Origin of the sequence: Alkalimonas delamerensis, assembly GCF_030717955.1 — a bacterium.
Lineage (GTDB): Bacteria > Pseudomonadota > Gammaproteobacteria > Enterobacterales > Alteromonadaceae > Alkalimonas > Alkalimonas delamerensis.
In genome coordinates this window covers 475,394-499,862 of sequence record NZ_JAUZVY010000002.1, presented here as the reverse complement: position 1 = coordinate 499,862, position 24,469 = coordinate 475,394, and the positions used below count along the sequence as shown (strand labels likewise).

General features: G+C 51.0%; 23 protein-coding genes. 8 read left to right on the top strand and 15 right to left on the bottom strand.

What is annotated here, in order from left to right; all coding sequences use genetic code 11:
* The first annotated feature begins 61 nt into the window (after window positions 1-61).
* On the top strand, window positions 62-568 hold the full coding sequence (locus Q3O59_RS06655) for a DUF1543 domain-containing protein (protein ID WP_369812369.1): 507 nt from the start codon (window positions 62-64) through the stop codon (window positions 566-568).
* On the opposite strand, the gene ggt is transcribed toward Q3O59_RS06655, so the two are convergent.
* From ggt to Q3O59_RS06640, 3 genes are all read right to left on the bottom strand, one after another.
* Window positions 523-2,265 (bottom strand): gamma-glutamyltransferase, encoded by a 1,743-nt coding sequence (gene ggt / locus Q3O59_RS06650; RefSeq protein WP_305944828.1) that lies wholly within the window; start codon window positions 2,263-2,265, stop codon window positions 523-525. The two genes, Q3O59_RS06655 and ggt, sit on opposite strands and share 46 nt — an antisense overlap.
* A gap of 99 nt (window positions 2,266-2,364) precedes the next feature.
* Entirely contained in the window at window positions 2,365-3,459 is a 1,095-nt protein-coding gene (locus tag Q3O59_RS06645) for a rhomboid family intramembrane serine protease (protein WP_305944827.1), read from the bottom strand.
* On the bottom strand, window positions 3,460-4,071 hold the full coding sequence (locus Q3O59_RS06640; RefSeq protein ID WP_305944826.1) for a hypothetical protein: 612 nt from the start codon (window positions 4,069-4,071) through the stop codon (window positions 3,460-3,462).
* 184 nt (window positions 4,072-4,255) lie between these two features.
* Between Q3O59_RS06640 and Q3O59_RS06635 the strand changes: the two genes are divergently transcribed.
* Window positions 4,256-5,608, top strand: a complete 1,353-nt coding sequence (locus tag Q3O59_RS06635; RefSeq protein ID WP_305944825.1) for an ABC1 kinase family protein — start codon at window positions 4,256-4,258, stop codon at window positions 5,606-5,608.
* Here the strand turns inward: Q3O59_RS06635 and Q3O59_RS06630 are convergent.
* Window positions 5,551-6,270 carry an SGNH/GDSL hydrolase family protein gene (locus Q3O59_RS06630; protein ID WP_305944824.1) on the bottom strand — a complete coding sequence of 240 codons (720 nt, stop codon included), beginning with the start codon at window positions 6,268-6,270 and terminating at the stop codon, window positions 5,551-5,553. The two genes, Q3O59_RS06635 and Q3O59_RS06630, sit on opposite strands and share 58 nt — an antisense overlap.
* Window positions 6,271-6,500: 230 nt before the next feature.
* Between Q3O59_RS06630 and Q3O59_RS06625 the strand changes: the two genes are divergently transcribed.
* A complete protein-coding gene (locus Q3O59_RS06625) occupies window positions 6,501-7,151 on the top strand; it encodes a MarC family NAAT transporter (RefSeq protein ID WP_305944823.1) in 651 nt (216 codons plus the stop codon).
* Here the strand turns inward: Q3O59_RS06625 and ppk2 are convergent.
* Window positions 7,135-8,283 carry a polyphosphate kinase 2 gene (ppk2, locus tag Q3O59_RS06620; protein ID WP_305944822.1) on the bottom strand — a complete coding sequence of 383 codons (1,149 nt, stop codon included), beginning with the start codon at window positions 8,281-8,283 and terminating at the stop codon, window positions 7,135-7,137. The two genes, Q3O59_RS06625 and ppk2, sit on opposite strands and share 17 nt — an antisense overlap.
* 168 nt (window positions 8,284-8,451) lie before the next feature.
* Between ppk2 and Q3O59_RS06615 the strand changes: the two genes are divergently transcribed.
* The 5 genes from Q3O59_RS06615 (at window position 8,452) to Q3O59_RS06595 (ending at window position 12,397) form a co-directional block, all read left to right on the top strand.
* Window positions 8,452-9,120 (top strand): substrate-binding periplasmic protein, encoded by a 669-nt coding sequence (locus Q3O59_RS06615; RefSeq protein WP_305944821.1) that lies wholly within the window; start codon window positions 8,452-8,454, stop codon window positions 9,118-9,120.
* A 332-nt stretch (window positions 9,121-9,452) separates the two neighbouring features.
* The gene (locus Q3O59_RS06610) at window positions 9,453-10,355 is read left to right on the top strand and encodes an alpha/beta fold hydrolase (protein ID WP_305944820.1); all 903 of its coding nucleotides are present in this window, start codon (window positions 9,453-9,455) and stop codon (window positions 10,353-10,355) included.
* A gap of 6 nt (window positions 10,356-10,361) precedes the next feature.
* Complete coding sequence (locus Q3O59_RS06605; RefSeq protein WP_305944819.1) at window positions 10,362-10,880, top strand: RNA polymerase sigma factor; 519 nt, start codon at window positions 10,362-10,364, stop codon at window positions 10,878-10,880.
* On the top strand, window positions 10,867-11,463 hold the full coding sequence (locus Q3O59_RS06600) for a hypothetical protein (protein WP_305944818.1): 597 nt from the start codon (window positions 10,867-10,869) through the stop codon (window positions 11,461-11,463). The genes Q3O59_RS06605 and Q3O59_RS06600 overlap by 14 nt, the downstream gene beginning before the upstream one ends.
* 403 nt (window positions 11,464-11,866) lie before the next feature.
* Complete coding sequence (locus Q3O59_RS06595) at window positions 11,867-12,397, top strand: CIA30 family protein (RefSeq protein WP_305944817.1); 531 nt, start codon at window positions 11,867-11,869, stop codon at window positions 12,395-12,397.
* 3 nt (window positions 12,398-12,400) lie between these two features.
* Here the strand turns inward: Q3O59_RS06595 and Q3O59_RS06590 are convergent, their stop codons facing one another.
* From Q3O59_RS06590 to gyrA, 10 genes are all read right to left on the bottom strand, one after another.
* Window positions 12,401-14,125, bottom strand: coding sequence for a potassium/proton antiporter (locus Q3O59_RS06590; protein WP_305944816.1), 1,725 nt, complete (start codon window positions 14,123-14,125; stop codon window positions 12,401-12,403).
* A gap of 24 nt (window positions 14,126-14,149) precedes the next feature.
* Window positions 14,150-14,848, bottom strand: a complete 699-nt coding sequence (gene pyrF / locus Q3O59_RS06585; protein ID WP_305944815.1) for an orotidine-5'-phosphate decarboxylase — start codon at window positions 14,846-14,848, stop codon at window positions 14,150-14,152.
* Between the two features lie 9 nt (window positions 14,849-14,857).
* On the bottom strand, window positions 14,858-15,997 hold the full coding sequence (locus tag Q3O59_RS06580; RefSeq protein WP_305944814.1) for a tetratricopeptide repeat protein: 1,140 nt from the start codon (window positions 15,995-15,997) through the stop codon (window positions 14,858-14,860).
* 3 nt (window positions 15,998-16,000) lie between these two features.
* Window positions 16,001-16,243 (bottom strand): lipopolysaccharide assembly protein LapA domain-containing protein, encoded by a 243-nt coding sequence (locus Q3O59_RS06575; protein WP_305944813.1) that lies wholly within the window; start codon window positions 16,241-16,243, stop codon window positions 16,001-16,003.
* Between the two features lie 39 nt (window positions 16,244-16,282).
* Window positions 16,283-16,570, bottom strand: coding sequence for an integration host factor subunit beta (gene ihfB, locus Q3O59_RS06570; protein ID WP_228590252.1), 288 nt, complete (start codon window positions 16,568-16,570; stop codon window positions 16,283-16,285).
* A gap of 61 nt (window positions 16,571-16,631) precedes the next feature.
* Window positions 16,632-18,308, bottom strand: coding sequence for a 30S ribosomal protein S1 (gene rpsA, locus Q3O59_RS06565; protein ID WP_305944812.1), 1,677 nt, complete (start codon window positions 18,306-18,308; stop codon window positions 16,632-16,634).
* Between the two features lie 100 nt (window positions 18,309-18,408).
* On the bottom strand, window positions 18,409-19,095 hold the full coding sequence (gene cmk, locus Q3O59_RS06560) for a (d)CMP kinase (protein WP_305944811.1): 687 nt from the start codon (window positions 19,093-19,095) through the stop codon (window positions 18,409-18,411).
* Window positions 19,096-19,233: 138 nt separating this feature from the next.
* Complete coding sequence (aroA, locus tag Q3O59_RS06555) at window positions 19,234-20,514, bottom strand: 3-phosphoshikimate 1-carboxyvinyltransferase (RefSeq protein WP_305944810.1); 1,281 nt, start codon at window positions 20,512-20,514, stop codon at window positions 19,234-19,236.
* Entirely contained in the window at window positions 20,511-21,593 is a 1,083-nt protein-coding gene (serC, locus tag Q3O59_RS06550; RefSeq protein ID WP_305944809.1) for a 3-phosphoserine/phosphohydroxythreonine transaminase, read from the bottom strand. Before serC ends, aroA begins: the two co-directional genes overlap by 4 nt.
* A gap of 69 nt (window positions 21,594-21,662) precedes the next feature.
* On the bottom strand, window positions 21,663-24,290 hold the full coding sequence (gyrA, locus tag Q3O59_RS06545; RefSeq protein WP_305944808.1) for a DNA topoisomerase (ATP-hydrolyzing) subunit A: 2,628 nt from the start codon (window positions 24,288-24,290) through the stop codon (window positions 21,663-21,665).
* Between the last annotated feature and the right edge of the window lie 179 nt (window positions 24,291-24,469).

Below are 24,469 nucleotides of genomic sequence, written 5' to 3'. Positions count from 1 at the left end.
CTTAACTGGCTATACTGCCGCAAAAACAACAGGGGACTGTGCTGTGGATTTATTTATGGTGATGCTCGGAGGCTCGCATCCAGGTGCCAACACCGAGCTGCATGATGTGGTCTTTGCGGCAGGTGAAACGCTGGAGCAAACTTACCCGCGGCTTCGACAGCTGTGGTTTGCAGAGCCTAAAGGGCTGCACATGGACGCCTGGATGCGGGTGCGTAACCTGGATGGATTTCAGCTGCAGCTGGTGCAAGAGCCGGTTCAGCAGGCATACAAGTTGTTCTTTTTAAACCTGGGTGGCTATCACGACGCCGTCTTTGGTGAGGACCATCGCTACTTGCTGGTGGTTGCCAAAGACAAAGCCGACGCCAAGCAAAAAGCCAAAGCCCGGCAGCTGGCCAGCTGGGACAAGCCCCATACCGACCATGTGTTTGCTGTCGATCAGTGCCTGCAGGTCAACCAGGTGGGAGACTACTTTGTACAGCTCACTCCAACCAGCCAGCCTGACGATCTACTGTTTGAAAATGTCTACATTGTACTGCCAAGCACCGATGTGGCGTCCGGCTCTGTCTGATTTGGCTCTTCTTTTACTTTCGCCGACTCAACCAACAGAGCCAGGCCACGTCCTCTGGGATCAGCGACGGCTGTGATGGTCTCTGCTGTGCGCTGAATAGCCTGGATATCACCCAGGCTCCAGCGCTGCAAATGCAGCCGATAGCCCATAGCGCCGAGTTGCTGCTGGACCTCGTTACTCAGCAGCTGGTAAGGTTCGATGGCGATTTGATCCTTAGGCAATAACTGATGGTGAAAACGCGGCGCCGCCACCGCATCTTCGAGCGACATACCGAAATCATACAGGTTGTTGATCACCTGAAAGACCGAGGTAAAAATGGTGGAGCCACCCGGAGTGCCAATCACCAACCGCACTTCGTTCTCTTGCACCAACAAGCTCGGCGTCATCGAGGACAACATCCGTTTCCCCGGTTCGATGGCATTGGCATCGCCACCCACCACTCCAAAGGCATTGGGCACCCCTGGTTTGATGGCAAAGTCATCCATTTCGTTATTCATTAAAAAACCCGCGCCTGAGACCACCACACCGCTGCCAAAATCCAGATTAAGGGTGTAAGTATTGGCCACCGCATTGCCGGCATGATCGACTATGGAAAAGTGTGTAGTTTGAGGGGACTCTAAACCGGGTAGGACATCTTCTGTGACGGAAATAGCCTTCGGGTTAATTTCACTGGCCCGACGCGCCAGGTAATCGGCCGCCAACAGTTGTTGCTGTGGTACCCGGGTAAATGCCGGATCGCCCAGGTAATCGGCTCTGTCGGCAAAGACCCGTTTTGAAATCTCGGCCAGTAAATGGACATACTGCGCCGAGTTATGGTCAACCCCTGCAAAGTCGTGCTGGCGATGCTGCTTTAAACTGAGCAACTGACTTAGCGCAATGCCGCCAGAGCTTGGCGGTGCCACCGTGATTAACTGATAAGCACGCCAGGGAAAAATCAGCGGTTCACGCCAAAGGGCCTGGTAACTGGCCAGATCCTCGAAACTTATCAAACCGCCACCACGCTGCATTTCTGCCACGATCAGCTCAGCCGTTTTCCCTTGGTAAAAATCGTCCGCTCCCTGCTCAGCAATACGGCCTAAGGTTGCTGCAAGCTCGGGTTGCTGAAATAACTCACCTGGGGTCATGCTGGCAAAGTAATCGGCAAAATTGGTTTTGCCTTGATAACGCTCCAGCGCACTACCACCGTATTGCTGCAAAGTCTCCGGCACCTTAAAACCGTGTTCTGCCAGCTCAATGGCCGGTTGCATTAAATCCGCCCAGGGCAGGGAGCCAAAACGTTGGTGCGCTTGCCACATGCCCATCACAGTACCGGGGACCCCGGATGCCAGGTGCCCGATCAAACTCAGATTATCAATCACCTGGCGATCATCATCCAGGTACATATCGCGGTACGATGCCGATGGCGCTGTTTCCCGGTAATCAAGATAATAAGGCTGCCCCTCAAACCAAATCACCATAAAGCCACCACCACCGATATTGCCGGCTTCAGGATAGGTCACCGCCAGACTAAAGGCGGTTGCGATGGCCGCATCGACGGCGTTGCCACCTTGCTGCAGAATACGCCTGGCCGTTTTTGCGCCATAGGCATCCGGGCTGGCAACGGCGGCCGTTTGTGGTGTCACAGCTGACAATGGTGCTGCCGCTGTGACAGCAGAAGTCCACCCAATAACGCAGCCAAACAAAGCAAGTTTTAACATCGATTCAGCCTTCGCAAAAAAGATTCTGCTTTATGTATACGCATTTTAGGCCAATTTCACCAGTCGACTTTTGGCGCAGTGCACAAGGATTTTTTGGAATCAGCGGAGAATCCGGGCCTCCGGCCGCTGCAGTAAACAAAGCAGTGGGTTGTTTTGCAGTACATGGTGCCGGTAAGAGTAACCAATCATTAAACCTGCGACAAAACCACCCAGATGAGCCCAGTAAGCAACCCCCATATCATCAAGTAACAAGCCGAAGATATTCATGGCTACCCAAAGGGCAAAGTACCAGCTTGGGGACAGCTTTTTTTGCCAGACAACAAACATAAAGGTCAGGCTGGCATGCCGGAACCAGAGTAAGTACATGCCAAACAAGCCAGCGACAGCACCACTGGCACCTACCATCAACAACTCTTGACCCACCATGACTCTGGCGGCTAATTCGACCAGTGCAGCCGCAATGCCACAGAGCAGATACAAGCCTAAAAACCGCCAACGGCCGAGGGCATCTTCCAGATTGTCACCGATGATCCATAGGAAATACATATTGCCAAACAAATGCCACAAACTGCCATGCAGGAACTGATAACTGATAAAGCCCCACCAGCTCTGGCCTTGCAAAATATCCATCGAAATAAAAGCAAAGTGACTAAAAACCCACTCTGTGTGGGCATTATTAAAGCCATACAGCAAATAAATAAGGCAATTCAATGCAACCAGCGACCAGGTCAGCCAGGGGGTTCGATGCGGCTTAATGTTGTATTCTTTTGGCATCTGTGTAAAAAACTGAAACAGCCAACTCTTGCGACACACCTTTTGGTTCAAAATGGCCAAGGCCTGCTGCAGTTTGGGTGCCGCCAATACCTGCCGGACATCCCCGCCATCAACCCAGCTACCGTTGCAATTGGGGCATGAATCGACCGTAACCAGGTACTCTTTCAGTAGATGGAACTGCTGCATTGGCACATCGCAACGGTGACAGTGGTATTGATGTTGCTTTAACGGCTCTGCAAAGCCTTGCCGCACACAGTAATCGTCAGTTAAACCGTGTTTGTGACGAATGGCCTCACTTAACTCTTCATCATCAAACCAGAGACCATCGCAATTCGGGCAATGATCCAGCTCCTGGCCATGCAATTCTATATGTTGTAAGGCCACCTGCGGGCATCGAGGGCAATAGAGAGTTGACGCCATTTAATTCACCTCCACATTATTCGCTTGCAACAGTGCCATCAGCTCCGCCAGATCTTGCTCAAACATCGGAAAAACAACCTGTTGCATATGCTGAATTTGTTGCTCCAGCAAGCCTGCGGCATAATTTCGACCATAGACATTCTGAGTGATTTTTTGCTGGATATCGTTCACCTGACGATAGAAAGCCCTGGACTCCCGTAACAGCTCAGGTGGCGTTTCCAGAGTGGCATTGGAAAACTGCATGCTCTGCCAGATAAACTGGTCCAACTGCAGGGCGTAACACTGAGCTGCCGAGCGGGTGCACGGCACCGACAACGACTCGATGTAGTCTTGCAGCAGCGCTACATTGTCTTCCAGCTCGTGGTGGAGTGACTTTCGTAAGTAATAATTATTTTTATCGCTTTGGATTTGTTCAAAATTAACCGCCTGCGCCAAGCCCTGTTGGCCAGCAAGGTAGACGCCTAGTACCGTGGCAATAATCATAAAAACCTGGCTAATCCAAAAACTTAGTGTTGACACCTCGCCTTGCTGCAATGGCAGCTTCTTGCGCAAACGCTGTTGCTGATCCATGGCGAGTTTGGTGGTGTTGGTCAGCGGATCCCTGTTGGCCATCTAACGTCCTTGATATTGTAAAAACTGCGGCAAAGGCTGTTTAAAGTATTAAAACATCGATTTTAACGATATTGTGACTTATGTTCAAATGGATACTCAAAGGGGATCAACCGAAACGATCAAGTGGGCTACTAGCTTGTCCATTCCGTACAACAGCTATCACAGAGCTCTAATAAGAGGTGTTATGTCTTCCAGTAGTAAAGTCCCAGCCGGACGGCTGGCACGTTTGGGCGGATTCGCCAGCTTAGCCGGTAAGTTGGCGGGTGGCATGTTGGCTGAAGGTGCTAAACGCCTGGCAAAAGGTGAGTCCGGTAGCCGGATGGAGTTGCTATTAACACCATCCAACCTAAAACGCGTAACCAGTCAGCTGGCACACATGCGTGGTGCGGCTATGAAGCTTGGGCAGTTGTTGTCGATGGATGCAGGGGATTTATTGCCCACGGAATTAGCCGATATGCTGGCCCGGTTGCGCGACAATGCCAATCCGATGCCTCCCAAACAGTTAGCAGCAGTGCTTAAAGCCGAGCTTGGCGAAGACTGGCAGCGTCATTTCGCCGATTTTACCTTCAAACCCATGGCTGCAGCCTCAATAGGTCAGGTGCATCGCGCCGAGCATGATAATGGCACACAACTCGCTGTTAAAGTGCAGTATCCAGGGGTTCGGCAAAGCATCAGCAGCGATGTGGATAATGCGGCAACCTTGCTGCGTATCAGCGGTTTGCTGCCTCAGGGCGTCGATTATCAAGCCTTGCTGAATGAAGCCAAAGTGCAGCTGAGCCGTGAAGCCGACTATCTGCAGGAAGCTGCTTTTATGATGCGGTTTCAACAAGCCCTTAGTGATTCACCAGATTTTTTGTTACCTACACCATGGATGGATTTATGCCGCCCGGGTGTGCTGGTGATGCACTATGTTGAAGGCGTGCCGGTAGAAAGCCTGCAGTCTCAGCCTCAAGCTTTGCGCGATAAGGTGGTGACACAACTTTTTAGCCTGCTGTTTCGTGAACTGTTTGAGTTTCAGTTGGTGCAAACTGACCCCAACTTTGCTAATTACCGCTACAACGAAGAAACAGAGCAACTGGTACTGCTGGATTTTGGTGCTTGTCGGGAATATATCCAGGCTTTTAGCGATGCGTATCGACAATTATTCGCAGCCAGCCTGCAGCACGATCAATCCGGCATGGATCAAGCACTTACCACCATTGGCTTTTTTAGTGAGCAGATTGCGTCAGAGCAACGTCTGCGGGTGCTGGAATTGGTGAAACTGGCCTGTGAGCCACTGCAGCAGGATGCTCCCTTTGATTTTGGCCAATCCGATCTGGCGTTGCGCCTTCGTGAAGCGGGCACGGCGCTTAGTTTTCAGCACAACTACTGGCATACACCACCAGCCGATGCCATTTTCCTGCACCGTAAAATTGGTGGCTTGTACTTGCTGGCTGCTCGATTAAAAGCCTGTGTCAATGTGCGCGCTTTATTGCAGCCTTATTTGCATTCAGGCTCAGGTACAACCATGGCATCGGCAACCAGGGCGGCCCAGTGACTGGCTCCAGCGGGAGATGGGTGAAAGCCATCCTCTGCCAGCATGCTGCGCTCAAGCACAGCAGGGGCGTTAACTAAGCTGGCTTTGGGCCAGTCGGCAAGCACCTGTTCCAGCTGCTGGTTCAGAGCACTGGCTTTTAATCCCAACCAATAATTCAGCGGTGCGGGCAGGGCGCCAAAATGTTGCATGGGCGGAATGGCTGACAACAACACCCTGGGGCCATCGAATCGATGCTCAATCAGTTGAAGCAGGGCGTTCATTCGTGCCCGGTAGCGCCTTGAGGGGCAAAGCTCGGTGACATCATTAACCCCGATAGAGACCACCACCCAGTCCAAAGTCGAGGCCGGCAAACCTTGAAGCTGCTGGTAGAGCTCAGCACTGTTGAGGCCGGTTGAGGCATGCAACTGCCAGCGCACTTCGGCTTGCCCGGCCAATCGGTTAACCAGCTGCCCTGCCAGTGCTTGCTGTTGCTGGGTGCAACCAACCCCGGCTGCCGCTGAGTCACCACAAATCAGTAAACGCAGCTTTTGTCCCTGCCCAAGAGTGCCAGCCCGATCACCGCAGGCCTCGGGTAAGCGCAGTGCTTGCTTGCGAACACGCCTGCCTTGCCACAATAGCAGCGGCCAACAACCGATAGCCAGTCCCCAAAATTTCCAATGCATGCTGATTACCCAACGTCTTGTTTATCGGGCATTCTAACAAAAAGCCCCCTTGCTTTAGTAGCTAAAGTCGATACAATCGGTAGAACAAATAACAATAGAACAAGGATTTAGGTATGAGTGAGCTGTTTTTTCTGGTGCCTGCAGTGATCCTGACCATCGGGCTGGTCATTCTGGTGCGTCGTTATCAGAAATAAGTACGAGGGCCAGCTGAAGTTAAGCCGGAGCCTGAGATGTTTGAACTGATCATTATTACCGTGGCAGCTTTGCTGCCGATTGTGAATCCATTCAGTACGGCGCCACTGTTTCTGGCAATAACAGAAGGGTACGATCAAAATACCCGCAATGAGCAGGCATTGCGTGGTGTGCTCTACATGATTGGTATTCTGACCACATTTTTGGTGGCAGGCAGCCTGATTATGAACTTCTTCGGCATCTCCTTGCCTGGAGTACGTATCGCTGGTGGCATTTTGATTGGCCGGGTCGCTTTTCGCATGCTGTATCCACCGGACATGGTCGACTTAACACCTGATGAAAAGCGGGAAAGCCGTAAAAAAGACGATATTTCATTTTTCCCGCTTGCCATGCCAAGCTTAAGCGGTCCCGGCTCCATTGCGGTGACCATCAGTCTGGCAACCTTGTCGACCAACTGGTGGCAATACCTGGCCATTTTTCTCGGCATCCTCGGTATTGCAGGCATTGTGTTGCTGACCTTACGGCTGGCAGGCCAGCTTCATGGCTTGCTCGGGGTGAATGGCACCCATGCCATGACCAAGATTATGGGCTTCTTGATGTTCTGCATTGCCATCCAGTTTATTGTTAATGGCATTACCGACCCCGAGTTATTGCAACTGTTTCGCAGTGGTCTTAGTCAGGACGCTTGATGCCATGGCTGGCTGCGGCCCGGCTGACGATCAGTGGGTCCAGCTTACCAAGGCGCCGAATGTCTTTGTTCGGGTAGTCGAATTGGCTGAGTACATAGCGCATCGCATTTAAGCGAGCACGCTTTTTGCAATCCGACTTTACCACTATCCAGGGAGATTCAGCCGTATCAGTGTGCAAAAACATTGCCTCCTTGGCTTGGGTGTACTGCTCCCATTTATCCAGCGAGGCCCGATCTACCGGACTTAATTTCCACTGCTTCAATGGATGGGACTCCCGCTCGACAAAGCGACGCCGTTGTTCTTCTTTGGTGACAGAAAACCAGAACTTAATCAAATGAATGCCTGAGCGCACCAGGTTGCGCTCAAAATCAGGTGCCTGGCGAATAAACTCGCGGTACTCTTCGTCACTGCAAAAATTCATCACCCGCTCAACCCCGGCCCGGTTGTACCAGGAGCGGTCAAACAACACAATTTCACCAGCGGTTGGCAAGTGCTGCACATAGCGCTGAAAGTACCATTGCCCCTTTTCTGCCAACGTCGGTTTATCCAAGGCCACTACCCGTGCACCCCGAGGGTTCAGGTGCTCCATAAAGCGCTTGATGGTACCACCTTTGCCCGCTGCGTCCCGTCCTTCGAACAGAATCACCACCCGGGCACCGGTTTCTTTGACAAAGTGCTGCAGCTTAAGCAGCTCAACTTGCAGGTTGTACTTTTGCTTTTCATAGCTTTTGCGACGTAAGCGGTTTTGGTAGGGGTAGGGGCTTTCTTGCCAATTTGGCTTAAGGGCTTCATCGGAAAGGCTATCCAGCTGAGCCGTTTTTGCAAACTCTTCGCGCAGCAGTACCTTTCGAAGTAGGGCCACATCATCCGGTGAGGCCCCTCCAACAATAGAATGCAGTTGAGCACTCAGGGTTTCTAAGGAGTGCTCATTATCCAGAGCATCACTTCGCTCTGAAATATCACGCAACACCACCTCCAGAGAAGCTTGTGCGCCACTGACTTTTTCTTTACTGCTTTCCTCTGCAATGGCTGCTGGAGACAGATCGGGCAGGGTATCGCCGGAGCTTACTTTTTGTCGCTCATTTTTTGTTGATTGCTTACTAGACAGATTAGGCACAACAGACTCCTTCATTTATCTGACTAAATTATAGAGCAATCCGCTAAATGGTTATTGATCAGGGTCAGAGTTATGCATTAGGCTATACTGATGCTTAGGCGTTGCGTTGCAATTGGATGGATTGTGCTGAGTACTGGACGCGTTCTTACTGCACTTGCTTTTATACTGCTACCTACAGGGAGTGTGGCCGCCAATGCAACTTTGATTTGGTGCTTAGGCCATTTACCCAATCGGGTGCAATACGAGTCCGACAAAGCACCCAGCGGGCCTGAAGTTGATTTAATGAAAGACTTTGCCGCCCGGGTTGGCATGACGCTGGAGTACACAGTGCCAACACCCATTCCCCGTTGTTTGCAGCAGCTACAGCGCGGCCAGGTCGATATTGTAGCAGGCTTGCTATTTACTGCTGAGCGCAATGAGTTGTTTTATTTGCTGCCTTACGATGCCGCAAGACCAGAGAGTTGGTTTATTCATAAAGACAACCCGATTGAACAAAATGACAATCTGCGTCTTACCTTTGTGGATGGCCGCATCTATTCTGCCAATCTGCAGGAGCGCTATGCAGCTGCCGGCTATCAGCTGCTAAACGCAGACAACCTGGATGATGGGCTGGCGATGCTGCTGTTTCAGGAAACCGATGTGCTAGTAGGCCCTGAGCACATAACTTTAGGCAGAATTGCCAGCAATCCACGCTTTCAACACACCCTTATCCTTGCGCCGCAAGACTACCAACCCAACTTTGAAGCCCATATTGCCATTTCCCGCACCGGGCGCTACGCCGGGCAAAAAGAGTTGTTTAGGCAAGTACTGGAACAAATGCGCGCCGAGGGACGGCATCGGTTGTATGAGTAGATAGCAATTAGCTTAAGAGAAAGCTGGTTGTGTTTATTGTTGCCTGCAAGATGCCGTGATGGTTGGGTGTTTTGCTGGCTGCAGTTAGCTATTTCTATCTCGGCTACTTTACGGTAATGCCGCCGTTCGACCCTGCAAATCCAACCAGTCATCTATCGCCTCTCATTTGTTTTTTTGGGACGATACCATGCCGCAGCAACGGAGCAACAACAGCTCCTAAAGAGTTGGCGGCCGATTCGCCCCCTAAAATATTTTTTCGGCAGGTGTAAGAAATTTTGCATCTCGGTACTAACTGTAGTGACAATTTCATCAAATCACAGAGGTTAGTAATTATGAAAAATAGCATTTTATACATCTATCCTATCTTTCTAGTGTTGCTTTTACTACTTGCCAGTGCTTCGTTCGCCTGTGCAGCAGAATCCAAAATAGAATTTAAAGTCGAAGTGAGCGGCAGCGGTAAACCGATCATCCTTATTCCCGGCTTGATTAGCAGTGGTGAAGTCTGGAATGAAACCGTTGCTGCACTTTCCGATTATCAAACCCATGTATTCACCATGCCCGGGTTTGCTGGTGTTCCAGCAATAATGAACGAGGAGCGCTATTTAACAGCGTTTAAACAAGGTATTGTGGGGTATATCGAGTACAACAAATTATCTGATGTGACACTCATCGGCCACAGTATGGGTGGCTTTCTCAGCTTATGGATTGCTGCAGATTCGCACCCTGCAATAGAAAAAATCATTGTCGTAGACGCACTTCCTTTCTTAGCCGCCGCTTGGAATCCCCAAGCACAAACCGGCTTTAATGAAGCATCTGCGCAACAATACTTGAACTCATTCTTAGAAATGGATGAAGAAGACGAGTATGCTGGACGATTGATGATGGCTCGAACCATGACGGCAGATCAGGCAAAATGGGAAATGCTTGCGAAATGGGCCCTAGACTCGGATCTTAGAACCGAAGCATGGGTCGTGACTGAAATGATGGGCATCGACCTGCAAAATGAAGTGGGCAACATTCAAGTTCCCGTGTTAGTAATGGGGGCATATCAGGAAAATCCGCAATTTCCCGCGTATACACTTGAACGTATGGAACAAATATATTCAGGTCAGTACCAGCAAGTATCGGACCTCCAGCTCAAAATTGCAGAAAACTCAGGACACTTCATTATGTATGACAAGCCAGAATGGATGATCGAGAAAATGCGTACCTTCCTGAGTAAGCAGAACCAATAGAAAATCATGAGCAAAAAAGAACAAGAAAGGCTTTTTGACCAAGTTATTCAAGCCAATAGGGGACGCTTGTATCGAATTTGCTATGCGTATTTGCATGACAAAAGAGAGGTTTCTGACTTATATCAAGAAATTTTGATGGGGATATGGATGTCCCTCAATCAGTTTCGGAAAGAATCAAGTGTTTCAACCTATGTGTACCGTATCGCTGTGAATACTGCCATTAAGTTTGCAACAAAAGCCGCAAAAGAGCCTAAAATGCAAGATGATTCAGTACTTGCTGAGCTTCCAGTAATTTCAGAAACACCAAGTTATGAACAAAAGGAACAGCGGCTCATGCAAATGCACACCTGTATACAACAGCTAAGCGACACAGATCGAATATTGATCTCACTGGTATTAGAAGACCTTTCTTACCAAGAAATAGCAGATATTCTCGGCATGACTATTAATTTGGTCGGTGTAAAAATTAACCGTGTTAAAAAACGTATTACGAAACTAATGGAGGTTCACTATGGACCCCTTTGAGCAATTTAAAAGTGATTGGAAAAATCAGGATGAAGCGGCAAACGTTGATTTAGAGTACTTGAAAAACAAAGCGCATGCTGAAATTAAACGTCAACAGCGAAAGCTTATTTTTGCCAACCTATTCACCTCTGTGGCTTTTGCAGCCGTATTTATTGTACTGGCTTGGATTTGGACCAGCATGCCAGAGCGCTCAACCTATTTTTATATCAGTCTCATCGCCATGAGCGTTCTTTTGCTCATTACCTTAATTGGTATTTGGGCTGGCGTTCAATTCAAGAACGAAAATGCATACCAATCACCCAAAGCCTATGTAAATCAACACTTAAAGAAACTCAAAATTCGCAAATTTATGCTTGAAAAATTCATGCCGGTCTATCTCGTACTCCTGCTAGGTACATTTTATTTGTATTACGCGGATATACTTAGCGGCGCATCCCCGCGGTTTATTTTGAGTGCTTACGGCATGACAACCGCTTACTTCGCGATAATGTATGCGTTCTCACGAAAGAAGCTACATAAGAAACTCAAAGAAATCGAGACCCTACGTGCAAAATTGCACCGCTGGAGGCAGGAGCTTGATTGAGTAAAGCGCTTGAAAAAGTTACACGGAATTATCGCCATATGAACTGATGCAGGCGCATCTGTTCACAGAGTCACGGCTAGTTGAAACTGCACATGGCTTTGATTGAAAGGCGTGATGAACGAGCGGAGGGTATTTGGGTTGTTAGCTTATCTGACTCAGGCATTTGATTTAACATAATATACATTATGAGATATTGCATTCATGTCTATCTCAGCCAATTCCTTAGCACATTTGGCTGCTTCTGAACTCATTGAGCCAAATCACGCTTAGCTTCGTATTGATCATAAATCGATTGGGATTTAAGTTAAAACGACAACGAGGCCTTGCTATGGCAACCTTGCTTCGAATCTGTTGTTTATGCACTTCATTGCTGTGCTTTGTCGCTCATGCAAACAGAGTTTCTATGCCCGAACATCAAAATATGCCTGGCACTGTTCAATTGAGCTTTGCCAAAGACTTTCAGCACGTCCAGCTGGTGCACGATACTGTGATGGGCGGACGTTCCAGCGGCGCTGTTCAGCCATTGGACGATGATGCTGCACTGCGTTTCAGTGGCCAGCTATCGCTGGCCAATAATGGTGGCTTTGCTTCGGTGCGCTTTAATTTAGCGGAGCCTTTAGCACCGCTGAATTATCAACGTATTTTGCTGCAATTGGCAGCCGATGGTCGCCGCTATCAATTGCGGTTAAAAACGCCTTTTATCCCCACGGGGGTCGCTTACGTCGCTGAATTTGATAGCCAGCAATCCAATCGTCATTACGAATTTCGCCCGGCAGATTTTGAAGGACGCTTTCGCGGACGACCTGTGCGAGGCTTACCGCCTCTGCGTTTTGCCGATATTGACCAGCTCAGCATTATGCTGGCTGACAGAACGAGCGGTGATTTTGAAATCCTGTTGTACAGCATTGAGTTCTCAGCCCTGCAATCCATCTAGGATTCAAGAGTCGCCAGGCTTGATACCAACTTGCTTGACCTTGCCGTCATCCGTCATTTGACGCACCGTTAAGATCAGTGAATCCAGCTTAACCTGATCGCCAACCACAACCCGGCGATGGAAACGCTCGGTGATGTAATCCGCCAATGTGATGCGGCTTTCGTGCTCAGGCAAACTAATGCTGTAAAACGCATCCAACTCATCCAGTGTAATATCGCCGTTCAGGACGAAATCACCAAAGAAGTCACTGTCCGTCAATGATCCTTTAGTTGGCGCACTGGCCAGCACAGCACTGATGGCCGAAACATCTTTTAACCGGCACAGCACCAACACACTGTCACCACATTGAAACACCGGCTCTTCACGGCTTTGTAGCCACTCGCCATGGCGAATAACTCCAAGAAAATCAGCAGATTGTGGAACCGTAAAGTCATGCCAGCACTTATCCAGCATCGGTGAGTCCGCGGTTAAGTCAAAAGCGATGACTTCAATTACCTCATTGCTAGCAATGGCATCAAGCGGCATGGTCTGATCCGGGCCGGACTCTTTCGGTACCTCCAGTTTTAGCCAACGGGCCACCGGTGAAATGGTCCAGCCCTGAAACACCAGCGAGACAATCACAATGACAAAAGCAACGTTGAAGTACAGATGCTCATCCGGCACGCCCGCCAGCCAGGGAAAAAGCGCCAGAATGATGGGCACAGCACCACGCAGCCCTACCCAGCTGATAAACAGCTGATCTTTAGCCGGAAAGTGAAAGGGAATAAGGCTTAGGAATACCGCCAGCGGCCGGGCGATGAAGATCAGCACTGCAGCAATCGCCAAGGCTGGTAGCAAATGTTCCAACAGCTGACTGGGCACCACCAACAAGCCCAGCATCAGGAACATCACAATCTGACTGAGCCAGGCCAGGCCATCATGCACCCGCAAAATATAGAGCACCTGGGGCAAGCGCGCATTGCCAACCAGATACCCCATCAAATACACCGCCAAAAAACCACTGCCTTCAAATTGCGTGGTCAGGGCAAAAACCGAGATGCAGCAAGCGACGGCCAGCAATGGGAAAAAGGCAAAACTGAGTGGCAGTTTGCGGCATAAAAACACAAACAGGCGCCCTGCTCCATAGCCAATGGCACCACCGATAATGGCCTGTTTTAAAAAGACGATCAGCACCGACCAATCAAGCGCAGTGTACTCAGCCAGAACCCCAACCAGGGTGACTGTCAGCATCACCGCCATCGGATCATTGCTGCCAGACTCGATTTCCAGCGTTGAAGCGACCCGCTCTTTGATCCGTATGCCACGCGACTGGAAAATGGAAAAAACTGCCGCAGCATCGGTGGAGCTAAGAATGGCGCCTAGCAGCAAGCCCTGCAGCCAGTGCAAGCCCAGCAACCAGGCAGCGGCGAGACCGGTAATGGTGCAAGTAACCACAACGCCCAGTGTTGCCAGCATGGCGGCTGGCGCCAGAGCAACCCGAAAACGCTCGGGATGGGTTCGCATGCCGCCATCAAACAAAATAATGACCAGAGCAATCGAGCCAATCAGAAAGGCAACTTGCGGGTTATTAAAGGTGATGCCAAGCAGGCCCTGTTCACCGGCCAGCATGCCGATGATCAGGAAAACCAACAGGATAGGAGCCCCAATACGGGCCGAAATAAGGGTAGCGACGATGCTGATTAAAAAGAGCGCACCGATCACCAGAATCGTCAGATTAATGGCTTCCACGCGTTAAGGCACCCTCCCCTGTGTTCAACTTAGCTCATTCAGTATAGCCTCTAGTGCCGCAGCCGGATCGGTGGCTTTGGTAATAGGACGGCCAATCACCATGTAATCGACGCCGGCGGCATTGGCCTGCGCCGGTGTCATGATTCGGCGCTGATCGTCCTGGCTGCTGCCAGCAGGACGGATCCCCGGTGTAACCAGTTTGAATCCCTGCCCCAATTGCTGCTTTAACATAGCGGCTTCATGCGCCGAGCACACCACACCATCCAGACCGCTGCTGTGCGCCAGGGACGCCAGCCGTTGCACCTGCTGCTCCGGTGTTTGCTGGATACCAAGCTCAAGTAAATCACTTTGTGCCATGCTGGTCAGCACGGTGACGCCAATCAACAAAGGTTTATCGGCACCAAAGCCTTCCAGGCTGTTCACTGCGGCTTCCATCATGCGGCGGCCACCACTGGCATGAACATTGACCATCCAGACACCAAGATCCGCCGCCGCCGCAACGGCTTTTGCCACGGTATTGGGTATGTCGTGAAATTTTAAGTCCAGAAACACATCAAAGCCCTGCTGGTGCAGGCGTTTGACAAAATCCGGGCCAAAATGGGTAAACATCTCTTTGCCAACTTTCAGGCGGCATAAGCCCGGATCCAATTGGCTGACAAAGTTTAAAGCGGCTTGCTGCTGGTCAAAATCCAGCGCAACCACCACCGGGTGGGTAGCAGACATGGCAACTCCTTAACGACCATCAATGCCACTGATTGGTTCCACCGTCTCCCAATGCTGGCAGGATGGGCACAACCAGTAGTGCTGCCGGGTTTTAAAACCACAATTGCGGCAGCTGTACAAAACTTTTTTATCCAGATAATTGGCGACCAGCTCAGTCACCGACTCCAGCGCATCCGCGCCTTGAGCTGTGCTTTGTTTACGCTGCTCAAGTAAGGTGCGGAACAGGCGAATATTTGGTTGTTGTTGCAGCTTATCGAGTAGCAATTGCTCAGCCGCTTTGTCCGACCCATGCTGCAACAGCCAGCCCGCTAACTCGATGTGGGCACTGATGTTGTTGTGCTTATGGCTCAATTGCGACAACAAGGAGTACCAGTCTTCATCCGATACCTGACAGCGTTTCGCCAATGGTAGAATATCGGCTGCCCACTGCGGCTTGTCATGCAAAATGGATTTGTATAAGGCAAATGCTTGTTTCGGCTGCTGATTGGCAAGCAACAGCTCTGCCAGCTCGAATCTGGGCCGTATTGCTTTGGGGTATTGCTCAGCCAGGCTTTGCAGCGCCTGACTGGCTCGGTCTTCCTCTTCTTGCTTTAATTGCTCGCAGCCGATGTTGGCCAACGCCAGCCGTAAGCTGTTTGAGCTTGTTGCAGCAACCGCATCCGTTAACTGCAAAGCTTTGCCCCATTCATGGGTGCTGATGTAAAGGGCAATCAAGTGCTTTAACGAAGCTTCTTGCAACGGCTCTTGCCGAACCAGCGGCACCAATAGTTTTTCTGCCCGATCGTACAGGCCTGCCGATTGGTAATCCTTAGCAAGCTCAAACTGGATCTGCCGGGCCTGAGATTTTGGCAGTTTCAGTTGATGCAGTTTTTCATGAATGCGGATGGCTTTGTCCCAGTCACCCCGCCGGCGAAATAAATTGGCCAGTGCCAGGTAGGTATCAATGGTGGCTGCTTCAATATCCAACAAATGCAGCAATTGCTCAATCGCTTTATCTTCCTGATCAGTCAGCAGAAAATTAAGGCCAGAGGATAAGTTTTTGGTGATGTTGGTGCGGTCTTTCAGTTCCTGATGTTTGACACTGTTTCGCCCCATAAACCAGCCATAGGCAGCGGCGACAGGCAGTAACAGAAACAGAAGCTCCAGCATGGATTAAGACGTCGAGGATGAGGGCTGCTTTCGCTTTTTAAAGCGGCGGCCTAAACGAAACAACAGCATCAGCACGATACCGCTGACCAAACCCAGAATTAAAAAAGAGACGGCAACATCGACCAGTCGCAGTTGGTATTGAACGAACAACAGATCCAATTCGACATGCTGCTGGTTTGCTGCACCAAATAAAAAGCCTGTCACCAGCACCAAAGCGATGACAAGGACATAAAGCAGATTAACCAAGGTTCACTCCGTAGAACGAGGGCTTTGCAGCAAAACGCATTAACGGATGTTGTCTTTTACCCGATCACGCAACTCTTTGCCTGGTTTAAAGTGTGGTACGTATTTACCGTCCAGGTCGACACGCTCACCCGTTTTTGGGTTGCGGCCAATGCGAGGGGCACGGTAATGCAGCGAAAAGCTGCCAAAACCACGAATTTCAATGCGCTCATTGACAGACAATGACTGCGCCATTTGCTCTAAAATTTCTTTGACCGATGACTCCATATCCTTGACCTGGATATGAGGAAAATCCGTTGCCATTTTCTCAATCAATTCAGATTTCGTCATACTAACTCCTAACGGTCATAATGTGGGCTGACCATACAGCCAGCCCACAGTCGCAGCCTAATTACTGATCTTTTTGAGCAGCTTTAAAGGCTTCCGCCATGGCATTGGCACCAAAGTCAGATTCTTCCTGCTTATTGATGCTATCCAGAGCTTCTTTTTCTTCCGCTTCGTCTTTCGCACGGATAGACAGGCTGATCACACGGTTCTTGCGATCCACACCCATCAGGCGCGCTTCAACTTCTTCTCCAACTTTCAGAGCTGAGGTTGCATCTTCGATGCGCTCACGAGCGATGTCTGATACACGGATGTAGCCTTCAACGCCACCTTCCAGTGCAACGGTTGCGCCTTTGGCGTCAACAGCAGTCACTTCACCTTTAACAATAGCACCTTTCTTGTTGTCAGCAAGGTAGTTATTGAATGGATCGTCATCCAGCTGCTTGATACCTAAAGAGATACGCTCGCGCTCTGGGTCAACTTGCAGGACCACAGCATGCACTTCGTCGCCTTTCTTGAATTCACGAACGGCTTCTTCGCCAGTCGCATTCCAGGAAATGTCAGACAAATGAACCAGGCCGTCGATACCACCGTCCAGACCGATGAAGATACCGAAGTCCGTGATGGACTTGATCTTACCGCTGACGCGATCGTTCTTGTTGAAGCCTTTAGCAAACTCTTCCCATGGGTTTGGCTTGCACTGTTTCAGGCCCAGAGAAATACGACGACGCTCTTCGTCGATTTCCAGTACCATCACTTCCACAGAGTCACCCAGGTTAACAACCTTGGATGGGTGGATGTTCTTGTTGGTCCAATCCATTTCAGACACGTGTACCAGACCTTCAACGCCTTCTTCGATTTCAACGAAGCAGCCGTAATCTGTCAGGTTGGTGACGCGACCAGTGATTTTGGCGCCTTCTGGGTAACGTGAAGCGATAGCCGCCCACGGATCTTCACCCATTTGCTTCAGGCCCAGAGAAACACGTTGCTTCTCACGGTCGAATTTCAATACTTTCACCGGGATTTCATCGCCAACATTGACGATTTCGCTTGGATGCTTCACGCGCTTCCAGGCCATATCGGTGATGTGCAGCAGGCCGTCAACGCCGCCCAGATCTACGAAAGCACCGTAGTCAGTCAGGTTCTTAACGATACCCTTAACTTCCATGCCCTCTTCCAGGTTTTCCAGCAGTTGCTCGCGCTCTGCGCTGTTCTCAGACTCGATCACGGCACGACGTGAAACCACCACGTTGTTGCGCTTCTGATCCAGCTTGATTACTTTGAATTCTAGCTCTTTGTTCTCCAGGTGCAGGGTGTCACGTACTGGACGGACATCAACCAGAGAACCAGGCAGGAATGCACGAATACCATCCACTTCAACCGTGAAGCCACCTTTCACTTTACCGGTGATCATACCGTGTACAGTTTCTTTGTCTTCACAGGCTTTTTCCAGACGCAGCCAGGACTCATGACGCTTGGCTTTTTCACGCGACAGCAGAGTTTCACCGAAGCCGTCTTCAATGGCATCCAGAGCCACATCGATGATATCACCGACATTGACTTCCAGCTCACCGCTGTTGTTCTTGAACTGCTCAACTGGGATGGCAGCTTCAGACTTCAGGCCTGCATCGACCATAACGACGTCTTTTAAAACAGCAACAACAGTGCCTTTAACAATGGCGCCTGGGCGAGTTTCGATGGCTTTGAGGCTTTCCTCAAATAATTGTGCAAAATTTTCAGTCATAGGTTAGTTTTCAACATGTTTGCTCCACATTACATCCTGTGCAGTGGGGTTACCAGTTTGTCCCGGCCGGTTCCGTGGCACGGGATTTTTCACTCAGTTATCAGACGAGTTTCAGCTTGCTTTGAGCATACTGATAGACTTCGTCCAACACCTGGGTAATGTCTTTATCCGAGGAATCCAGCACCAAGGCATCGGCTGCTGCCACCAAAGGCGCAGTGGCTCTGTTGGTATCGCGCTCGTCTCTTGCCTGGATATCGTTCAAAAGGTCGCCGATTTTAACATCGAAACCCTTATTTTTCAACTGCAAAAAGCGTCGTTCCGCCCGAACCTCGGCACTTGCCGTTAAAAATATTTTAACCTGGGCCTGAGGGAAGACCACTGTGCCCATATCCCGGCCATCGGCAACCAGGCCGGGGGCCTCTTTGAATGCCCGTTGACGGCGCAGCAAGGCTTCACGCACACGTGGCAAAGCCGCTACTTTTGAAGCCACAGCACCAACTTCCTCGGTACGGATGGTTGAACTGACATTTTCACCTTCCAGGATGATTCTTACCTCACCATCGTCATCGATGCTAAATTGCACATCAAGATGTGCCGCCAGCGGTTGGACCGCAGCTTCGTCTTCGGGATCGATTTGATGGTGAATGGCAGCAAGCGCCAATACCCGATAGATAGCACCACTGTCCAGAAAGTGCCACCCCAGTTTTTCTGCCAATAATCGGCTTAGGGTACCTTTACCGGAGCCACTTGGTCCATCAATGGTAATGACCGCAGCGTCTTGTTGCATTCAGGCCTCCAGGGACTAATCATAAAATTCAGCGGCATAGTATACAGCCTTTTGGGGCATATTGCCTGTGAAGTTTTTTCATCAAGCCACTTAGGCCCTGCCAGCAGGCAAGACCTAAGTAACTGAAATAAAGTTAAACTAACTTGAAAGTGACTGAAACAAAGTGAAGTAGTTTGGAAAGGTTTTGCGGGTACACTCTGGGTCTTCAATCGTCACTGGTGTGTCGCTGAGCGCTACCAGCGAAAAACACATCGCCATACGGTGATCATCGTAGGTGGCGATGCTGGCATGCTGCAGTTTGGCCGGAGGCGTAATCGTCAGGTAATCCTGACCTTCTTCCACCAGGGCTCCGACTTTTTTCAGCTCGGTTGCCATGGCCGCCAGTCGGTCGGTTTCTTTCACCCGCCAGTTGTAGACATTGCGGATACAAGTTGGCCCTTTGGCAAAGAGTGCCGTTGTGGCGATGGTCATGGCTGCATCCGGTATGGCGTTAAAATCCATATCAATGCCATGCAATTCGTTACGCGTTACCTGGATAAAGTCGTCTCCCCAATCGACATCCGCGCCCATTTTTTCAAGCGCATCGGCAAAATGAATATCGCCTTGCACCGCATGACGACCAATGCCGGTCACTTTGACCGTCCCACCGCGAATGGCAGCCGCCGCCAAAAAGTAGGAAGCCGAAGAAGCATCTCCTTCCACCAGGATGGTCCCCGGGCTTTGGTAACGCTGCTGGCCACGAATGGTAAAACGCTGGTAACGGTCGTTTTGAACACTGACACCAAAACGGGCCATCAGTGCCAGCGTAATATCAATGTATGGCTTGGAAACCAGCTCGCCAACGATTTCGATGGTGCTGTCGTTTTCCAGCATTGGCGCTATCATCAGCAAGGCCGTCAAAAACTGACTGGAGATGCTGCCATTGACCCGGGCCACACCGCCTGGCAGGGTCTGGCCACGGATGGTCAGCGGCGGAAAGCCCGGCTCTTTTTCGTAGTCGATGTCGGCTTGCCATTGCTGCAAGGCCTCGACCAGATGACCTATCGGACGCTCGTACATCCGTGGTTCACCTTTTAAATGGGCGGTGACCTCGGATGCCGCCAAGGCTGCCGTTAAAGGCCGCATTGCTGTGCCGGCATTGCCTAAGAAAAGTTCTACCGGCTCGGCACTTTTGAAAAAACCGGCCAGGCCGTTGACCAGGCACTCGGTCCGATCGGCGCTGAGCTGATAAGACACGCCGAGCTGCTTCAACGCCGTTAGCATGTGACGGATATCGTCGCTATCCAGCAAGTTGGTGATACGGGTTTCACCTTTTGCCAGTGCCGCCAGCAACAGCACCCGGTTGGAAATGCTTTTCGAACCCGGTAAGTGCACGGTGCCCTCGACCCGGGCGATGGGATTTAAAGTCAGGCTGTTCATCCGTGGCTCCGCTCAAAATCCTGCATAAATGCAATCAGGGCGTCAACGCCAGCCAATGGCATGGCATTGTAGATACTGGCCCGCATACCACCAACCAGGCGATGCCCTTTTAAAGCCAGCAAGCCGGCAACTTCCGCTTCTTTGACAAAGCGATCGTTTAAGGCATCGTCGGCCAACATAAAGGGCACATTCATCCAGGAGCGTACCGCCGGGTCGACATCATTGCGGTAAAAGGCACTTCGGTCGATATACTGATACAGACGCTCTGCCTTAGTCTGGTTGTGCTTCGCCATTGCATCCAGCCCCCCTTGCTGCTTCAACCATTGAAACACAAGGCCAGCCAGATACCAGGCAAAGGTTGGCGGGGTATTGAACATGCTGTCGTTTTTAGCGGTTAATGCGTAATCCATAATCGCCGGGATGGCTTTGTTGGCAGCACGTTCCAGCAAATCTTCACGCACGATGACCAGGGTCAGACCAGAAGGACCGATATTTTTCTGGGCGCCGGCATAAATCAAGCCGAAGCGGCTGACATCAATAGGCCGCGACAAGATGGTGGACGACAGATCGGCCACCAGCGGTACCTCGGTGTCAGGCAAGTCGGTAAATTCCAGGCCATCCACTGTCTCGTTCGGGCAAAAGTGCACATAATCGGCTTTGGGGTTGAGCGCCCACTCCGACGGATGCTGCAAACTGCGCAGCTCACCGACACGCTGACGAATGTCCAGGCTGCGGATACGGCCGAATTTGGCAGCCTCTTCGGCAGCTGCCTGAGACCAGGAGCCCGATACCAGATAATCGGCTTCGCCCGTCTGACTTAACAGGTTTAGTGGCACCGCAGAAAATTGCCCTCGACCACCGCCGTGCATGAAAAGCACCTTGTAATGATCCGGAATGCACAACAAGTCGCGCAAGTCTTGCTCTGCTTGTTCAGCAACGGCCATAAATGCCTTGCTGCGATGGCTTAACTCCATAACCGAGCAGCCGTGCTGCTGCCAGTTGATAAACTCAGCTTGTGCCTGCTGCATTACTTCGGCTGGCAACATTGCCGGGCCGGCACAAAAATTGTAAGTGGTCATGCTGTGTTTTTACTCCACACTCCTCGCCTGAAACAGAAACGAGCGCTAATGCGCTCGTTCACCTGAGTGTTATACCTGGTCGTTATCGGCCGCTTGATCCGGCGCACTGCCGGGTTCGGCCTGGTTGTCTGTGGCTACCTCACCATCCTCGGCGGGCAACTCTTGTTCTTCAATTTCGTCGATGCGCTGCACCCCAACCACTTGCTCATCGCCAGAGGTACGGATCAGGATCACGCCCTGAGTATTGCGCCCGACTTCAGAAACTTCCTGTACCCGGGTGCGAACCAGGGTACCTTTGTTCGAGATCAGCATGATTTCGTCGGATTCATTCACCTGAACCGCACCGACCACCATGCCGTTGCGCTCAGAGACTTTGATCGAGACCACCCCTTGGGTGGCACGGCTCTTGGCCGGATACTCGCTAAGCGCCGTTCGTTTGCCGTAGCCATTTTCCGTCACAGTCAGCACAGCTCCATCTCCTTGCGGAATAATGAGGGACACCACAGTGCCATTGTCACGCAGCTTGATGCCGCGAACACCGGTTGCAGTCCGCCCCATTGCGCGAACCTGGCCTTCATCAAAGCGCACCACTTTGCCATCATCTGAGAACAGCATAATCTCGCTGTTGCCATCGGTCAGACCAACACCAATCAGCTGATCACCTTCATTCAGGTTCACCGCAATGATGCCGCTGCTGCGTGGCCGTGAGTAATCGGTCAACGGGGTTTTCTTCACCGTGCCTTTGGCGGTGGCCATAAAGACAAACTTGCCTTCTTCGTACTCGCGGACCGGCAATATGGCGGTAATGCGCTCATCGGCCTCCAGAGGCAGCAAGTTGACGATTGGCTTGCCGCGAGAGATGCGGCTGGCCTGTGGCAACTGATACACTTTGAGCCAGTACAAGCGGCCCCGGTCAGAGAAACACAAAATGGTATCGTGGGTGCTGGCAACCAACAGCTGATCGACAAAGTCTTCATCTTTTACCTTGGTAGCGGCTTTGCCTTTACCACCACGACGCTGTGCTTCGTAATCGGTCAGAGGCTGATACTTGGCATAACCGAGGTGTGACAAGGTCACGACTACATCTTCTTCAGTGATGAGATCTTCTAAGTTGATATCCAGCTCGTTTTCCAGGATTTCTGTCCGACGGGCATCGCCGTATTGCTCTTTGGCGGCATTAAGCTCTTCGCAAATCACTTCCATCAAACGTTCAGAGCTGGCCAGGATATGCAGCAACTCGGCAATCAGCGCCAGTAGATCTTTGTACTCGGCCAGGATCTTTTCGTGCTCAAGACCGGTCAATTTGTGCAAGCGCAAATCCAAAATGGCCTGAGCTTGTTGCTCGGTAAGGAAGTAGTGGCCATCGCGAATGCCGTAATGCTCTTCCAACCATTCAGGGCGAGCGGCATCTTGCCCTGCCCGCTCTAGCATGGCACTGACACTGCCCAGCTGCCAGCTGCGCTCGGTCAGAGCCAGTTTGGCCTCGGCCGGGCTGGCAGATGTTTTGATTAACTCAATGATTTCATCGATGTTGGCCAGTGCAATGGCCAGGCCTTCTAAGATATGCGCCCGATCGCGTGCTTTGCGTAAGTCGTAAACGGTGCGGCGTGTCACCACCTCACGGCGGTGCAACACAAAGCACTCCAGCATCTCTTTCAGGCCCAGCAGTTTCGGCTGGCCCTGATCCAGTGCGACCATGTTGATGCCAAACACCGTTTGCATCTGGGTATTGGTGTAAAGGTGGTTGAGCAGCACATCGCTGGACTCACCACGCTTGAGTTCAATGACAATCCGCATGCCGTCTTTGTCGGATTCATCCCGCAGCGCCGAAATACCTTCGATGCGCTTTTCTTTCACCAGCTCAGCGATTTTTTCAATCAGCCGTGCTTTGTTCACCTGATACGGCAGCTCGTTGACAATAATGGTCTCGCGGCCAGTTTTTTCGTCGGTTTCAATCTCGGTACGAGCCCGGATGTACACTTTACCCCGACCGGTGCGGTAGGCTTCTTCAATGCCTTTGCGACCGTTAATAATGGCTGCAGTTGGGAAGTCTGGTCCCGGGATCAGTTGCATCAGCTCAGGGATGCTGATCTCAGGGTTGGCAATCAAGGCCAGACAGGCGTCAATCACTTCAGTTAAGTTGTGCGGCGGTATGTTGGTGGCCATACCGACGGCGATGCCTGAGGAGCCATTGATCAGCAAGTTCGGCAAACGGGTCGGCAGAACGCCTGGGATTTGCTCAGTGCCATCGTAGTTGGGCACAAAATCAACCGTCTCTTTGTCAAGGTCGGCTAAAAGCTCGTGGGCAATGCGTGCCATCCGTACTTCGGTGTAACGCATGGCCGCTGCTGAGTCACCATCGATGGAACCAAAGTTCCCCTGGCCATCGACCAACATGTAACGTAAGGAAAAAGGCTGCGCCATACGGACAATGGTGTCGTAGACCGCACTGTCACCGTGTGGGTGGTATTTACCGATGACGTCACCGACTACACGGGCCGATTTTTTGTAAGGTTTGTTCCAATCATTGCCCAGCTCTTTCATTGCGAACAGAACCCGGCGATGCACAGGCTTTAAGCCATCCCGCACATCCGGCAATGCCCGGCCGACAATGACGCTCATGGCGTAATCAAGGTAGGAGTTCTTAAGTTCGTCTTCTATATTGATGGGAACAATTTCTTTTGCCAGCTCTGTCATAATCGCGCTTTTTCCCTTAAATCATGGAGATAACCCGCATTTATCGCCGTTCTTAGTTGCGGGGCAACATCGGATTCTACCACAGAAAATTGCACTTGCCATGGCCCTTTGGCCCTGTTGACTGAAAAGTAAACGACGACCCGAGCTTTGCTTGCAGTGGACCGGCGTCGGCTTATAAT

Coding starts and splice junctions, on each gene's coding strand:
- Q3O59_RS06655 (WP_369812369.1), top strand. CDS start 62: ATGCTCGGAGGCTCGCATCCAGGTGCCAACACCGAGCTGCATGATGTG.
- ggt (WP_305944828.1), bottom strand. CDS start 2,265: ATGTTAAAACTTGCTTTGTTTGGCTGCGTTATTGGGTGGACTTCTGCT.
- Q3O59_RS06645 (WP_305944827.1), bottom strand. CDS start 3,459: ATGGCGTCAACTCTCTATTGCCCTCGATGCCCGCAGGTGGCCTTACAA.
- Q3O59_RS06640 (WP_305944826.1), bottom strand. CDS start 4,071: ATGGCCAACAGGGATCCGCTGACCAACACCACCAAACTCGCCATGGAT.
- Q3O59_RS06635 (WP_305944825.1), top strand. CDS start 4,256: ATGTCTTCCAGTAGTAAAGTCCCAGCCGGACGGCTGGCACGTTTGGGC.
- Q3O59_RS06630 (WP_305944824.1), bottom strand. CDS start 6,270: ATGCATTGGAAATTTTGGGGACTGGCTATCGGTTGTTGGCCGCTGCTA.
- Q3O59_RS06625 (WP_305944823.1), top strand. CDS start 6,501: ATGTTTGAACTGATCATTATTACCGTGGCAGCTTTGCTGCCGATTGTG.
- ppk2 (WP_305944822.1), bottom strand. CDS start 8,283: ATGAAGGAGTCTGTTGTGCCTAATCTGTCTAGTAAGCAATCAACAAAA.
- Q3O59_RS06610 (WP_305944820.1), top strand. CDS start 9,453: ATGAAAAATAGCATTTTATACATCTATCCTATCTTTCTAGTGTTGCTT.
- Q3O59_RS06605 (WP_305944819.1), top strand. CDS start 10,362: ATGAGCAAAAAAGAACAAGAAAGGCTTTTTGACCAAGTTATTCAAGCC.
- Q3O59_RS06600 (WP_305944818.1), top strand. CDS start 10,867: ATGGACCCCTTTGAGCAATTTAAAAGTGATTGGAAAAATCAGGATGAA.
- Q3O59_RS06595 (WP_305944817.1), top strand. CDS start 11,867: ATGCCCGAACATCAAAATATGCCTGGCACTGTTCAATTGAGCTTTGCC.
- pyrF (WP_305944815.1), bottom strand. CDS start 14,848: ATGTCTGCTACCCACCCGGTGGTGGTTGCGCTGGATTTTGACCAGCAG.
- Q3O59_RS06580 (WP_305944814.1), bottom strand. CDS start 15,997: ATGCTGGAGCTTCTGTTTCTGTTACTGCCTGTCGCCGCTGCCTATGGC.
- ihfB (WP_228590252.1), bottom strand. CDS start 16,570: ATGACGAAATCTGAATTGATTGAGAAAATGGCAACGGATTTTCCTCAT.
- rpsA (WP_305944812.1), bottom strand. CDS start 18,308: ATGACTGAAAATTTTGCACAATTATTTGAGGAAAGCCTCAAAGCCATC.
- cmk (WP_305944811.1), bottom strand. CDS start 19,095: ATGCAACAAGACGCTGCGGTCATTACCATTGATGGACCAAGTGGCTCC.
- aroA (WP_305944810.1), bottom strand. CDS start 20,514: ATGAACAGCCTGACTTTAAATCCCATCGCCCGGGTCGAGGGCACCGTG.
- serC (WP_305944809.1), bottom strand. CDS start 21,593: ATGACCACTTACAATTTTTGTGCCGGCCCGGCAATGTTGCCAGCCGAA.
- gyrA (WP_305944808.1), bottom strand. CDS start 24,290: ATGACAGAGCTGGCAAAAGAAATTGTTCCCATCAATATAGAAGACGAA.